This window comes from Microbacterium sp. NPDC058389, from assembly GCF_042722305.1.
In the GTDB taxonomy this organism is placed as follows: Bacteria; Actinomycetota; Actinomycetes; order Actinomycetales; family Microbacteriaceae; genus Microbacterium.
Map to the genome: position 1 here is coordinate 1 of NZ_JBHXJQ010000026.1, position 12,199 is coordinate 12,199.

General features: G+C 70.3%; 12 protein-coding genes. 1 reads left to right on the forward strand and 11 read right to left on the reverse strand.

Going from position 1 to position 12,199, the window contains the following annotated elements:
• Positions 1-128: 128 nt before the first annotated feature.
• From ACFWJ8_RS20465 to uraD, 4 genes are all read right to left on the reverse strand, one after another.
• Complete coding sequence (locus ACFWJ8_RS20465; RefSeq protein ID WP_378815027.1) at positions 129-1,685, reverse strand: nucleobase:cation symporter-2 family protein; 1,557 nt, start codon at positions 1,683-1,685, stop codon at positions 129-131.
• 90 nt (positions 1,686-1,775) lie between these two features.
• Positions 1,776-2,678, reverse strand: a complete 903-nt coding sequence (gene pucL, locus ACFWJ8_RS20470) for a factor-independent urate hydroxylase (RefSeq protein WP_378815029.1) — start codon at positions 2,676-2,678, stop codon at positions 1,776-1,778.
• The gene (gene uraH, locus ACFWJ8_RS20475; RefSeq protein WP_378815031.1) at positions 2,678-3,004 is read right to left on the reverse strand and encodes a hydroxyisourate hydrolase; all 327 of its coding nucleotides are present in this window, start codon (positions 3,002-3,004) and stop codon (positions 2,678-2,680) included. The genes pucL and uraH overlap by 1 nt, the downstream gene beginning before the upstream one ends.
• Positions 3,001-3,498: a 2-oxo-4-hydroxy-4-carboxy-5-ureidoimidazoline decarboxylase gene (gene uraD / locus ACFWJ8_RS20480; RefSeq protein WP_378815033.1), complete on the reverse strand. Its 498-nt coding sequence runs from the start codon at positions 3,496-3,498 to the stop codon at positions 3,001-3,003. Before uraD ends, uraH begins: the two co-directional genes overlap by 4 nt.
• Before the next feature lie 102 nt (positions 3,499-3,600).
• Between uraD and ACFWJ8_RS20485 the strand changes: the two genes are divergently transcribed.
• Positions 3,601-4,362, forward strand: coding sequence for an SDR family oxidoreductase (locus ACFWJ8_RS20485; protein WP_378815035.1), 762 nt, complete (start codon positions 3,601-3,603; stop codon positions 4,360-4,362).
• Positions 4,363-4,414: 52 nt separating this feature from the next.
• Here ACFWJ8_RS20485 and bcp read toward each other — a convergent pair whose 3' ends face one another.
• Genes bcp through ACFWJ8_RS20520 form a run of 7 tightly spaced genes read right to left on the reverse strand, consistent with a single transcriptional unit; the run spans position 4,415 to position 12,046 of the window.
• Positions 4,415-4,888, reverse strand: a complete 474-nt coding sequence (gene bcp, locus ACFWJ8_RS20490) for a thioredoxin-dependent thiol peroxidase (RefSeq protein WP_378815037.1) — start codon at positions 4,886-4,888, stop codon at positions 4,415-4,417.
• 42 nt (positions 4,889-4,930) lie between these two features.
• Complete coding sequence (locus ACFWJ8_RS20495; RefSeq protein WP_378815040.1) at positions 4,931-5,845, reverse strand: HpcH/HpaI aldolase/citrate lyase family protein; 915 nt, start codon at positions 5,843-5,845, stop codon at positions 4,931-4,933.
• 54 nt (positions 5,846-5,899) lie between these two features.
• Positions 5,900-7,252 carry an allantoinase AllB gene (gene allB, locus ACFWJ8_RS20500; RefSeq protein ID WP_378815041.1) on the reverse strand — a complete coding sequence of 451 codons (1,353 nt, stop codon included), beginning with the start codon at positions 7,250-7,252 and terminating at the stop codon, positions 5,900-5,902.
• Positions 7,249-8,436: a glycerate kinase gene (locus ACFWJ8_RS20505; RefSeq protein WP_378815043.1), complete on the reverse strand. Its 1,188-nt coding sequence runs from the start codon at positions 8,434-8,436 to the stop codon at positions 7,249-7,251. Before ACFWJ8_RS20505 ends, allB begins: the two co-directional genes overlap by 4 nt.
• A gap of 23 nt (positions 8,437-8,459) precedes the next feature.
• Complete coding sequence (gcl, locus tag ACFWJ8_RS20510; protein ID WP_378815045.1) at positions 8,460-10,247, reverse strand: glyoxylate carboligase; 1,788 nt, start codon at positions 10,245-10,247, stop codon at positions 8,460-8,462.
• 45 nt (positions 10,248-10,292) lie between these two features.
• The gene (locus tag ACFWJ8_RS20515) at positions 10,293-11,171 is read right to left on the reverse strand and encodes a 2-hydroxy-3-oxopropionate reductase (protein WP_378815047.1); all 879 of its coding nucleotides are present in this window, start codon (positions 11,169-11,171) and stop codon (positions 10,293-10,295) included.
• 50 nt (positions 11,172-11,221) lie between these two features.
• A complete protein-coding gene (locus ACFWJ8_RS20520; RefSeq protein WP_378815049.1) occupies positions 11,222-12,046 on the reverse strand; it encodes a hydroxypyruvate isomerase family protein in 825 nt (274 codons plus the stop codon).
• Positions 12,047-12,199: the final 153 nt, after the last annotated feature.

The following is a 12,199-nucleotide window of genomic DNA, read 5'->3' on the forward strand; positions in this document are numbered from 1 at the left end:
ACCCCCCCCAATAATTTTTATTACATATAAGACGATTACATTATCTTGCGTTTTTTGGTTTCTTTTTTTTTTTTGAACTTTCCGGGGGGGCGGGATCCGTTCGGATCCCGCCCCCGCGTGAGATGTGCTCAGTGGTCGCCGGCGGCGTTCTGCTTGTGCGCCGCCGCGCGTGCCGGCCGGATGACCGGCTGCGAGCCGGTCGGGATGATCTGCACCTCGTTGCCGTCGGCGGCGATCAGCTTGCCGCCGAGGTAGTGGTCGCCGTCCTCGAGCGCGGCCAGCTCCTCCTCGCGCACCATGCGCGGTGGCGCGGCGACGAAGACCGACTGCCCCTTCGAGTTCCCCCACGTGATGTGGTTGAACAGGATGTTGAGCAGGATCGCGACGATGGCCGCCGAGCTGATACCCGAGTGGAAGATCGTGATGAACCACGTGGGGAACTGGTCGTAGATCGCGGGGGCGACGACCGGCAGCATCCCGACTCCGATCGAGGCGGCGACGATGATCAGGTTCATGTTGTCGCGGTACTCGACCTTGGAGAGGGTCCGGATGCCGGACGCCGCGACCGTGCCGAACAGCACGATCCCGGCACCGCCGAGGACCGACATCGGAACGGCGGCGACGACCCGGCCGAGGACGGGCAGCAGGCCCAGGACGACCAGGATCGCACCGCCCGCGGTGACGACGAACCGGCTCTTCACCTTGGTGATGGCGACCAGGCCGACATTCTGCGCGAACGCGCTCTGGGTGAACGAGTTGAAGACCGGCGAGACGAGGCTCGACAGCATGTCGGCGCGCAGGCCGTTGCCGATGCGCTTGGAGTCGACCTTGGCGCCCACGATCTCGCCGACGGCGAGGATGTCGGCCGTCGTCTCGGTGAGGATGACGAGCACGACGATCATCATCGAGACGATGCCGGCGATGTCGAAGGTCGGCATGCCGAACGCGAAAGGCGTCGGGAACGCGAAGATCGGGCCCTCGAGCACCTTCGAGAAGTCGGCCATGCCGAACGGGATGGCGATGACGGTGCCGATGACGATCGCGAGCAGGATCGACAGCCGCGAGATGGCAGCGTTTCCGACCTTCGAGAGGATCAGCACGATCAGCAGCGTCGCGAACGCCAGCCCGATGTGCGCCATGCTGCCGTAGTCCGGCGCGGTGCGGTTGCCGCCCATGATCCAGTTGGCCGCGACCGGCAGCAGCGACAGGCCGATCATCGTGATGACCGAGCCGGTGACCACGGGCGGGAAGAACCGGATGATCTTCGAGAACACCGGCGTGATGAGCAGGCCGATCGCGGCCGAGACCATCACCGCGCCGAAGACGGCCTGGATGCCTCCTCCGCCGGTGACGATGGCGGTCATGGTCGCGACGCTCGCGAACGAGACGCCCTGCACGAGCGGCAGCTGGGCCCCGAACCACGGGATGCCGATCGTCTGCAGCAGCGTGGCGAGGCCGCCGACGAAGAGGCACGAGGCGATGAGCAGGCCGATGTCGGCCGAGCTCATGCCGGCGGCGGCGCCGATGATCAGGGGCGGCGCGATGATGCCGCCGTACATGGTGAGGACGTGCTGGAACCCGAACGCGATCGACGTCCCGATCGGGAGCTTCTCGTCCTCGGGACGGTTCTCGGCGGCGGACGCCTTCTTGGCGTCCTTCTGTGCGGTCTTGCGCGCAGCAGTCATCTTGCTGACCTCCTCGTCGGCAAAGAAAAGTGGAAGTGGATGCCGCGGGCCGGGCTCCCTCGCCCGGCCCGCGTGCCGGTCGGCTGCGGGTCAGCAGAAGCCGGCGATGCCGTTCCAGGCGGGGTGGTCGCCTTCGATGCCGTCGCGCAGCACCGTCGCCTCGATGAGGCCGTACGGGCGGTCGGCGGCGTAGAAGACCTCGTTGGGGTTGTCGAGGCCGAACGGGGCGAGGTCGACGACGAAGTGATGCAGGTTCGGCATCGAGAACTTGATCTCGTCGATCTCGGGGTGCGCCTCCAGGACGCGCTTGCCCATCTCGAACAGCGTCTGCTGCAGGGCCAGCGAGTGGGTCTGCGCGAACGCCTCGAGCAGCAGGCGGCGCACGTCGGCGAAGGTGCCGTCGAAGTCGAGGTCGGTGCGGTTGTAGCGCCACTTCGTGGTCACCGAGGTCGCGAGGATGCGATCGTTCGTCTCGACGAGGGTCGTGTACCGGTCGCGCGGGAACCCGTGGAACTCCGATCCCGTGGACTTCAGCACGGCGAGGTCGTGCAGTCCCGAGATGACGGTGGCGTCGCCGTCGTCGAAGGTGACGACGGTCGAGCGGGTCTCGGTGCCGCCACGGACGAAAGCGTGGTCGTGCTCCTGGCCGTCGACGGGGATGCGGCTCCACGTGTACTGCTCGGCCTCCCAGCGTCCGCCGGTGACCCAGTCGAACTCGCCGGTGAAGTGGCGGCCGAGGCGCAGCAGGAACTCTTCGGGCGCGCCCACGCCGTCGCGCGCGAAGGCGTACACCGTGTTCTTCTGCGTGTCGGTGGCGACGACCTTCGAGTTGTCGCCCTCGGTGTGCGCCGACGTGAAGTCGCCGCGCAGCTGCGAAGTGACGTTGAGATCGGTGATCTCGTGGCGGGGGGTGTCCCGGTCGATCCGGACGAGGCGGACCTCCGCCTTGCCGTACTGGTTCGCGCCGAGGACGATCGTGCTCTCTGACATCATCAATTCCCTCTGTATGTGGAGTATGAGAACGGACTGATGAGTAGCGGTACGTGATAGTGCTGCTCGGAGTCGGCGACCGAGAAGTCGATCGACACGACGGGATAGAAGGTGTCGCGGCCCGTGCCGGCGAAGTACTCGCCGACGGCGAAGGTGAGCCGGTAGGTCCCTGCCTCGAGGTGTTCGGGGCCGAGGTCCTTGACCCGGCCGGCGTCGTCGGTGACACCGGTCGCGATCGCGGCGCCGTCCCCGCGGGTGAGTTCGACGGCGACCCCGCGGGCGGGGCCTCCGAGGGCGGCATCCAGGATGTGCGTCGTGATCTGGCTCATGAGCCGAGGATTCCTTCCAGTCGGAGGACGGCGATCTGCCGCAGCTGGTCGGCCACGACGGGGATCTCCTCCTCTTCAGTGTGCGTCAGCCGCTGCTGCAGAGCGCCGAGGATCTCCTCGGCGCTGCGGCCGGCGGCCCGGATCAGGAAGACGCGCTCGAACTTGTCTTCGTAGGCGCGGTTCCCGGCGGCGAGGGCCGAGGCGACATCGTCGCCCTGGACCCCGAGTCCCGCCTGCTCCGAACGCGACAGCGTCGCTTCGGCGCTCCCCCCGCTCGCGCGCTCCCCGATGCGGGGGTGGTGCGCGAGAGCACCGTCGATCTCGGTGACCGTCCAGGGTGACGCGGCTGTGCGCGCCACCTCGACTGCCTCCTCCACGTTGGAGTAGGGACGGCCCGCGACCACGGCGTCGATCCAGCGATCGATGTCGACGCACGGGCGCACGAGGGCTCTCGCGGCTTCTGCGTCGATCCGGTTGAATGCTTCAAGCTTCACTGCTTGTTCCTTCGCTCTTCCGTAATGTGAAATTTGATTTCCATTACATGAGATATCGTCTCCCGAAGAGCGAGTGTTGTCAACCCTCCGGAAGGAAATCGGATGCTTCCCACCTCGGATCCCGCGAAAGTCGCCGTCGTCACGGGCGCGGGCACCGGCATCGGGCGCGCCGTCGCGCGCGCGTTCCTCGACGACGGCTGGGCCGTCGTCCTCGCCGGGCGCACGTCCGGAACCCTCGAGGAGGCCGCAGGACGGCATCCCCTCGCCCACCTCGTCGTGACGGACGTGACCGATCCGGACGGCGTCGACGCGCTGTTCGCCGCCACCGCCCTGCGGTTCGGCCGCGTCGACGTCGTGTTCAACAACGCCGGGGTGCCCGGCCCGCAGGGCGCCGTCGACGAGGTCGCCCTCGACGCATGGCAGCAGACCCTCGACATCAACGTCACGGGAGCCATGCTCGTCGCCGGCGCCGCCGTGCGCACCATGAAGGCGCAGCAGCCCCAGGGCGGCCGGATCATCAACAACGGCTCGATCGCCGCGCACCGGCCGCGCCCGCGCACGGTCGCGTACGCCGTCTCGAAGCACGCCGTGACGGGCCTCACACGCGCCATCGCGCTCGACGGCCGCCCCTACGGCATCACGTGCGGGCAGATCGACATCGGCAACGCGGCGACGGCGCTGCTGAGCGACCTCGGCCACGGCGGCGGGCACGTCCAGCCCGACGGATCGCTCAAGGTCGAGCCGACGTTCGACGTCGCCGAGGCGGCGCGCACCGTCGTGTTCATGGCATCGCTGCCGCCGGACGTCGCGATCGGCGACGTGACGCTGACCGCCGCCGGCATGCCGTACGACGGGCGCGGCTGAGCCCGGCGCGGGCGGGCCTCACCCACACCGGCGCCGGGCACGGTCCGCGCGCTCAGGCCGCGAGCTGCTCGCGCAGGCGGGCGACGTGGCCGTTGGGGTCGACGCGGTACTCGGCGGACTCGATCGTGCCGTCGGCGGCGAGCACGAACGTCGAGCGGATGAGCCCGATGCGCTCCTCGCCGTTCACGACCTTCGGGCCCCACGCGCCCCACGCCTCGGCGACGGCGTGATCGGCGTCCGACAGCAGGGGGAACGACAGCTGCTCGGCCTCGGCCCATTCGGCCAGGCGCTCCACGGTGTCGGGCGAGATGCCCACGACCGAGACGCCTGCCGCCTGCAGCGACGCGAGGTTGTCGCGGAAGTCGCACGCCTCGGTGGTGCAGCCCGGCGTGAACGCGGCCGGGTAGAAGTACACGACGAGCCTGCGGCCCGCGAAGTCCTCGGGCCGCACGACGGCGCCGGTGGCGTCCGAGAGCGCGAAGCCCGGGTTGGCGTCGCCTGCCGAGAGGTGGATGCCGTCAGCCATGGGAGTGTCCTTTCGAGCGGAGTCGTGGGGCCGGTGCCGGGGTCACGAGGTGGGGTGGACGCCGAACGCGAGCGCCAGCTTCTCGATCTTCTGCGCCCGGCCGAGGCGCGGCAGGTCGCTGCCGTCGCGGACGACGCGGCCACGCCCCTCGAAGTCGGAGAGGAAGTCCAGCGCCCACAGCACCTCGCTGGGCGTCGGGCAGATGACCTCGTTGATGACGGGCGCCTGCTCGGCGGCCAGGCACAGCTTGCCCGTCATGCCCATCGACACCGTGATGCCGGACTGCTCGCGCAGCGTCGGCATGCTGTTGCCGACCGTCGGCCCGTCGATCGGGCCGGGCAGGTTGCCGACGCGGCTGGCGACGACGAGGCGCGCGCGCGGATACGCCATGGCCTCGGCGTCGGCGCTCATGCCGGTGTCGCGACGGAAGTCGCCGCTGCCGAACGCGAGACGGAACGCGCCGCGGGCGCGGGCGATGTGCGCGGCATCCTCCATGCCGATGGCCGACTCGATCAACGCGACGACCGGCACGTTGCCGCCGAGGCGGTCGAACGAGCTCGTCACCTGCGCGGGCGACTCGGTCTTGGCCAGCATGATGCCCAGCAGCGACGGGATGCCGGCGAGCGCGGCCAGATCGTCCGCCCAGAACGGGCTGGCGGCGTCGTTGACCCGCACCCACGCGCGACCGCCGTCGCGCAGCCAGTCCACGACGTCCTGCCGCGCCTGCGGCTTGTTGCTCGGGTCGACCGCGTCCTCGATGTCGAGCACGACGGCGTCCGCGCGGGACGCGGCCATGTCGTCGAAGGCGTCGGCGCGCGTGCCCGGGACGAGCAGCCACGAGCGGGCGATCGACGGGTCGACAGGGCGGTGACGCGGGGCGCGCGTCGTGATCACGCTGCGGAGGTCGTCCTCGGGATCGAGGACCTCGGGGCCGTGGCCGTACGGATCTGCGGACATCTCACTCTTCTTCCGACATCTGGGGGCGCGGTCGTCGACCGCGCGGGGTGTTTCTCAGGCTGCGCCGCGGCGGATCAGGCGCCCGTGCGGCTCGGCGAAGTCGACGCGCTCACCGCGCAGGAACGTCTCGCGCACCACCCCCGACAGCGCTTTGCCGTCATAGGGGGTGAGCGGGTTCTTGTGGTGCAGCTTGTTCACGTCGACCACATACGCACTGTCGGGGGCGAACACCGACATGTCGGCGTCGAACCCGAGCGCGATCTTTCCCTTGCGGGTGAGTCCGGCGAGGGCCGCCGGACGCGCCGACATCCATTCCACCACGGTCTCGAGCGGGATGCCTCGCGTGCGCGCCTCGGACCAGACCAGCGACAGTCCCAGCTGCAGCGAGGCGACGCCGCCCCACGCCACGGCGAAGTCGCCGTTGTCGAGGTCCTTGAGGTCGAGCGTCGACGGCGAGTGGTCGCTCACGATGCAGTCGATCGTGCCGTCGACGAGCCCCTGCCACAGCAGTTCGCGGTTGGAGGCCTCGCGGATCGGGGGGCAGCACTTGAACGCGGTCGCGCCGTTGGGGATCTCCTCCGCCAGCAGCGTCAGGTAGTGCGGGCACGTCTCGACCGTCAGGCGCACGCCGTCGCGCTTGGCGCTCGCGATCATCGGCAGCGCGTCCGACGACGACAGGTGCAGGATGTGGGCGCGGGCGCCCGTCCAGCGGGCGCGCTCGATGACCTCGGCGATCGCGATGTTCTCCGCGCCGCGCGGGCGCGAGGCGAGGAAGCGGTCGTAGTGATCGCCCTCGGCCGACGGCGCGCGGTCGATGGCGCGCGAGTCCTCAGCGTGGACGATGAGCAGCGAGTCGAAGCTCGCGAGCTCCGCCATGTCGCGCTCCATCTCGTCGGCCTCGAGGTGCGGGAACTCGTCGACACCGGAGTGCAGCAGGAAGCACTTGAAGCCGAACACGCCGTCGTCGTGCAGGGCGCGCAGGTCTCCCGTGTTGCCGGGGATCGCGCCGCCCCAGAACCCGACGTCGACGAACGCCTGGTCTTTCGCGACGCTGCGCTTGAGCTCGAGCGCCTCGACGTTGACGGTCGGCGGGATGCTGTTCAGCGGCATGTCGATGATGGTGGTGACGCCGCCCGCGGCGGCGGCCTTGGTCGCCGAGGCGAAGCCCTCCCACTCGGTGCGGCCGGGCTCGTTGACGTGCACGTGCGAGTCGACCAGGCCGGGCAGCAGGGTCTCGTCGTCCTGCAGCGTGATGATCTCGCGCCCCTGCAGGTCGTGGCCGAGGGGTTCGATGGCGACGATGACGCCGTCGGTGATGCCGATCTCGCGGGCGGCGAAGCCGGCGGTGGTGAGGATGCGCTCGCCGCGCACGACGACGTCGTATTCGGGGGTCTGGTTCTCGCTCATGTGGTGGTGCTTTCGGTGAGGGGTTCTGGCCGGACGGCGTCGGTGCCGCCCGGGAGGTCTGCCGCGAGCTCGGCGCCGATCTCGCGGAGCAGCCGCGCGGCGTCGCGCATGCTGACCTCGGGATCGGGTTCGCGCGCGGCGAGGGCGTAGGTGCGGACGAACCCCGAGGCGCGCAACTGGTCGTCGTCGAGCGTGGTGCGTCCGCATACAGCTATCACGGGGATCTGGACGCCGCCGGGGACGGATGCCTCGGCCGCCGCGATCGCGACGCCCACGGGCGTCTTGCCGCCGAGGGACTGCTCGTCGATGCTGCCCTCGCCGGTGACGACGAGGTCGGCGCCGGCGAGGCGCTCGCGCAGGCCGGTGAAGTCGAGGACGACGTCGATGCCGCTGCGGCGCTCGGCGCCGAGGGCGGCCACGGCTGCGAACCCGACACCGCCGGCTGCACCGGCTCCGGGCGCATCGGCAGCACCCGTGACGCCGAACGCGTCGGCGAGGAGCACCGCGTAGTGCGCGAGCGCCGCGTCCAGCTCGGCGACGTCGTCGGGCGTCGCGCCCTTCTGCGGCCCGAACACGGCGGCGGCGCCGTTCGGGCCGAGCAGCGGGTTGTCGACGTCGCTGGCGAGGGTGATGGATGCCTCGGCCAGCCGAGGATCGAGGGCCGAGGCATCCACCGTCACAAGTCGCGCGAGAGCGGCGCCGCCCCCCGGAAGCACCGCCCCCGCGCCGTCAAGGAGCCGCAGGCCGAGGGCCTGCAGCATGCCGGAACCGCCGTCGGTGCCGGCGCTGCCGCCGACGCCGAGCACGATGCGCCGCGCGCCGGCGTCGAGCGCTGCCGCGATGAGCTCGCCCGTGCCGCGGCTGGTCGCGCCCCGTGCATCGCGGATGCCGCCGGGGAGGACGGCGAGGCCGGACGCGAGGGCCATCTCGATGACCGCCTCGTCGCCCCGCAGACCCCAGTCCGCCGAGACGGGCTCGCCGGTGGGTCCGGTGACGACAGCGGTTCGGCGCTCGAAGCCGGCGCCGAAGGCCGCGTCGAGCGTGCCCTCTCCCCCGTCGGCGACGGGCACGAGGTCGACCGCGGCCTCCGGGCGCACGGCCCGGAAGCCGTCGGCGACGGCGCGTGCGACGCCGGCCGCGTCCAAGGAGCCCTTGAACTTGTCGGGAGCGATGACGATGCGCATGGTCGGCCTTCGGCGGGAGGTTCTCAGTCGAGCAGCGCGTAGATCGCCTGGGGGGCGTCCTGCGAGCTCGTGGCCAGGTCTTCGAACTCGTTCATCGTGTCGAGGTCCGCGCCCATGGCGATGTTGGTGACGCGCTCGAGGATGACCTCGACGACCACAGGCACCTGGAACTCGTCCCGCAGGCGCTGCGCCTCGGCGAAGCCGGCCGCGAGGTCCTCGGGACGCTCGACGCGCAGCGCCTTGCATCCCAGGCCCTCGGCGACCTTGACGTGGTCCACGCCGTAGCCGGTGGCGATGCTGGACGAGTCCTGAGGGGTGTTGACGTTGTCGAACGCCAGCGACACCTCGTAGTCCATCTCGAAGCCGCGCTGCGACTGGCGGATCAGACCCAGGTAGCTGTTGTTCACCACGACGTGGATGTACGGCAGCTTGTGCTGCGCACCGACCGCGAGCTCCTCGATCATGAACTGGAAGTCGTAGTCGCCCGACAGCGCGACGACCTGCTCGCCCGGCTTGCCGCGCACGACGCCGAGTGCGGCCGGACCTGTCCATCCCAGGGGTCCCGCCTGACCGGCGTTGATCCACTTGCGCGGGCCGTAGGCGTGCAGCAGCTGCGCCCCGGCGATCTGCGACAGGCCGATCGTGGTGACGTAGGTGGTGTCGCGGTCGAACGACGCGAGCATCTCCTGGTAGACGCGGTGCGGCTTCATCGGCACGTCGTCGAAGTTGGTCTTGCGCTGCAGGCGCGCCTTGCGGTCGCGGCACTCCTGCGCCCAGCCGTGGTAGTCGGGCAGCTCGGCGACACGGTCGCGGGCTGCGGCGAGCAGCGCGTCGATGAAGGCACCGGCGTCAGAGACCACGCCGTAGTCGGGCGCGAAGACCCGGCCGATCTGGGTCGGTTCGATGTCGACGTGCACGAAAGTGCGACCGCGGCGGTACGTGTCCAGGCCTCCGGTGTGGCGGTTCGCCCAGCGGTTCCCGATCCCGAGCACGAAGTCCGACTCCAGGAAGCTCGCGTTGCCGTAGCGCTGCGACGTCTGGATGCCGACCAGGCCCGCGGCCAGCGGGTGGTCGTCGGCGATCGCGCCCCAGCCCATCAGTGTGGGGACGACGGGCACGCCGAGGGTCTCGGCCAGCTCGACGAGCTTTGCGGAGGCGCCGGAGTTGACGATGCCGCCGCCGGCGATGATCACCGGGTGATCCGATGCGACGAGCATGTCGAGCACCTTCTCGGCCTGTGCCGCGGTGGCGGCCGGCTTGGCCACGGGAAGCGGCTCGTAGGTGTCGATGTCGAACTCGATCTCGGTCATCTGCACATCGAACGGCAGGTCGATGAGCACCGGACCGGGGCGGCCCGACCGCATGATCTGGAACGCGGTCTGGAAGGCGCCGGGCACCTGCGCCCCTTCGAGCACCGTCTTGGCGAACTTGGTGACCGGCTTCGCGATCGACGCGATGTCGACGGCCTGGAAGTCCTCCTTGTCGAGCTTGGCGACCGGAGCCTGACCGGTGATGCACAGCATGGGGATGGAGTCGGCGATCGCGGCGTACAGCCCGGTGATCATGTCGGTGCCGGCGGGGCCTGAGGTGCCGAGGCACACGCCGATCCGGCCGTCGCCGGTGCGGCTGTAGCCGTCGGCCATGTGCGACGCGCCCTCGACGTGGCGGGCGAGCGTGTGGCGGATGCCGCCGTGGGCGCGCATCGCGGAGTACAGGGGGTTGATGGCAGCGCCCGGGAGGCCGAACGCCTCGTCGGCGCCCTCCTTGATCAGGATCTGCACGATGGCGTCGACGGCACGCATGCGAGTCATGATGATGCTCCTAAGTATGAGTCGTTGAGTGAGCGGGCGAAACGCTCAGTCGCGGCCCGACAGCTCGGCGGTGAGCTTGAACAGGCCTGAGTGGTCGAGCCCGCCGTCGCCGCGCGCGACCAGGGAGGTCACGAGCTGGGCGACGGCCGAGCCGAGCGGGACGGTGATGCCGGCCTGGCGTGCGGCCGCGGTGACGATGCCCAGGTCCTTGTTGTGGAGGGCGAGGCGGAAGCCGGGCGCGAAGTCGCGGTTCAGCATCTTCTGGCCCTTCTGGTCGAGGACCTTCGATCCGGCGAGACCGCCGCCGAGGACCGTGAGGGCGGCGTCGGTGTCGACGCCGTACGCCTCGAGGAACACGACGGCCTCGGCGAGCGCCTGGATGTTGACGGCGACGATGAGCTGGTTGGCGGCCTTGACGGTCTGGCCGGCGCCCACGGGTCCCACGTGCACGATCGTCTTGCCGATCGCGTTGAGCACGGGCTCGGCCTTCGCGAAGTCGTCGGCGGTGCCGCCGACCATGATCGACAGCACGGCGTCGATGGCGCCCTGCTCGCCGCCCGAGACGGGGGCGTCCACGGCGCCGAAGCCGGCGGCGACGGCCTCGTCGGCGAGCTCCTTGGCGACGTCGGGGCGGATGGACGAGTTGTCGATCCACAGCGCACCGGGCTTCGCGTTGGCGAAGACGCCGTCCTCGCCGCGCACGACGCCGGCGACGTCGGGCGAGTCGGGGACCATCGTGATGATCACGTCGGCGTCCTTCACGGCGTCGGCGATGCTGCCGGCGCCCCGGCCGCCCGCGGCGACGAGTGCGTCGATCGGGTCCTGGCTGCGGTTGTATCCGGTGACGGTGTACCCGGCGGTGACGAGGTTCTTGGCCATGGGCAGGCCCATGATCCCGAGACCGATGACGGCGACGTTGCTCATTGTTGTGGTCCTTGCGTATCGAGGGAGAGGGGGATGCCGGCGCCCGCGCCTCAGTGGGTGGCGGCGTAGTCGCGCTCGGCGGCGGGGAGCCACGCGAACGGGTCGGCGGCGTCGGTCTTGTACTCCAGGCCGACGACGCCGGCGTAGCCGAGCGCCTGTGCGTCGGCGATCCACTGCCGGAGCGGCAAGTCGCCTGTGCCGGGCTCGCCGCGGCCGGGGGCGTCGGCGATCTGGATGTGGCCGAAGTCGGCGGCGTGGCCCGCGATGACGGCGGGCACGTCGTCGCCGTTGACGGCGAGGTGGTAGTAGTCGGCGAGCAGGCGCACGTTGTCGACGCCGTGCTCGGTGCGCACGCGCTCGATGATCGCCAGCGCGTCGGCGGCCGTCGTGAGCGGGTACGCGGGGGTGCCGCTCACCGGCTCCAGCAGCACGATGCCGTCGAGTTCGGCGACCGCGCGTCCGGCGGCGGCCAGGTTGCGCACCGCGAGGTCGTCCTGCGCAGCCGGGTCGACGCCGTCGAGGCGGTTGCCGTACAGCGCGTTGAAGGCCTTCGTGCCCAGTCGGCGGCCGATCTCGACCACGACGCCGATGTTGGCGGCGAACTCGTCCTCGCGGCCGACCCATGAGACGAGGCCGCGGTCGCCGCCGGGCATGTCGCCCGCGAAGAAGTTGAGGCCCGTCAGCTGCACGCCGGCGCCCTCGACGGCCGCGACGAAAGCGTCGACGTCGGCGTCGGCGGGCACGGCCTCGGCGAACGGCCACCAGAACTCGACCGCGTCGAACCCGGCGGCCTTCGCGGCGGCGGGACGCTCGTGCAGCGGCAGCTGCGTCAGCAGGATCGAGCAGTTCACCGTGTAGCGGGTCGTGTCGCTCATGAGACTTCCTTGTCAGTCCGAGTGATTCCGAATCGTGGAATCTAAGTTCTGCGATATGAAAAGAGTAGAACAGATCGTGGATGCCGTCAACCCTCGGATGCGGCATCCCCCACCGGCTCCCCTGCCCGCGAACGCCGAACGGGCGGGCACCCG

Coding starts and splice junctions, on each gene's coding strand:
- ACFWJ8_RS20520 (WP_378815049.1), bottom strand. CDS start 12,046: ATGAGCGACACGACCCGCTACACGGTGAACTGCTCGATCCTGCTGACG.
- ACFWJ8_RS20485 (WP_378815035.1), top strand. CDS start 3,601: ATGCTTCCCACCTCGGATCCCGCGAAAGTCGCCGTCGTCACGGGCGCG.
- bcp (WP_378815037.1), bottom strand. CDS start 4,888: ATGGCTGACGGCATCCACCTCTCGGCAGGCGACGCCAACCCGGGCTTC.
- ACFWJ8_RS20495 (WP_378815040.1), bottom strand. CDS start 5,845: ATGTCCGCAGATCCGTACGGCCACGGCCCCGAGGTCCTCGATCCCGAG.
- allB (WP_378815041.1), bottom strand. CDS start 7,252: ATGAGCGAGAACCAGACCCCCGAATACGACGTCGTCGTGCGCGGCGAG.
- ACFWJ8_RS20505 (WP_378815043.1), bottom strand. CDS start 8,436: ATGCGCATCGTCATCGCTCCCGACAAGTTCAAGGGCTCCTTGGACGCG.
- uraH (WP_378815031.1), bottom strand. CDS start 3,004: ATGAGCCAGATCACGACGCACATCCTGGATGCCGCCCTCGGAGGCCCC.
- pucL (WP_378815029.1), bottom strand. CDS start 2,678: ATGATGTCAGAGAGCACGATCGTCCTCGGCGCGAACCAGTACGGCAAG.
- ACFWJ8_RS20515 (WP_378815047.1), bottom strand. CDS start 11,171: ATGAGCAACGTCGCCGTCATCGGTCTCGGGATCATGGGCCTGCCCATG.
- gcl (WP_378815045.1), bottom strand. CDS start 10,247: ATGACTCGCATGCGTGCCGTCGACGCCATCGTGCAGATCCTGATCAAG.
- ACFWJ8_RS20465 (WP_378815027.1), bottom strand. CDS start 1,685: ATGACTGCTGCGCGCAAGACCGCACAGAAGGACGCCAAGAAGGCGTCC.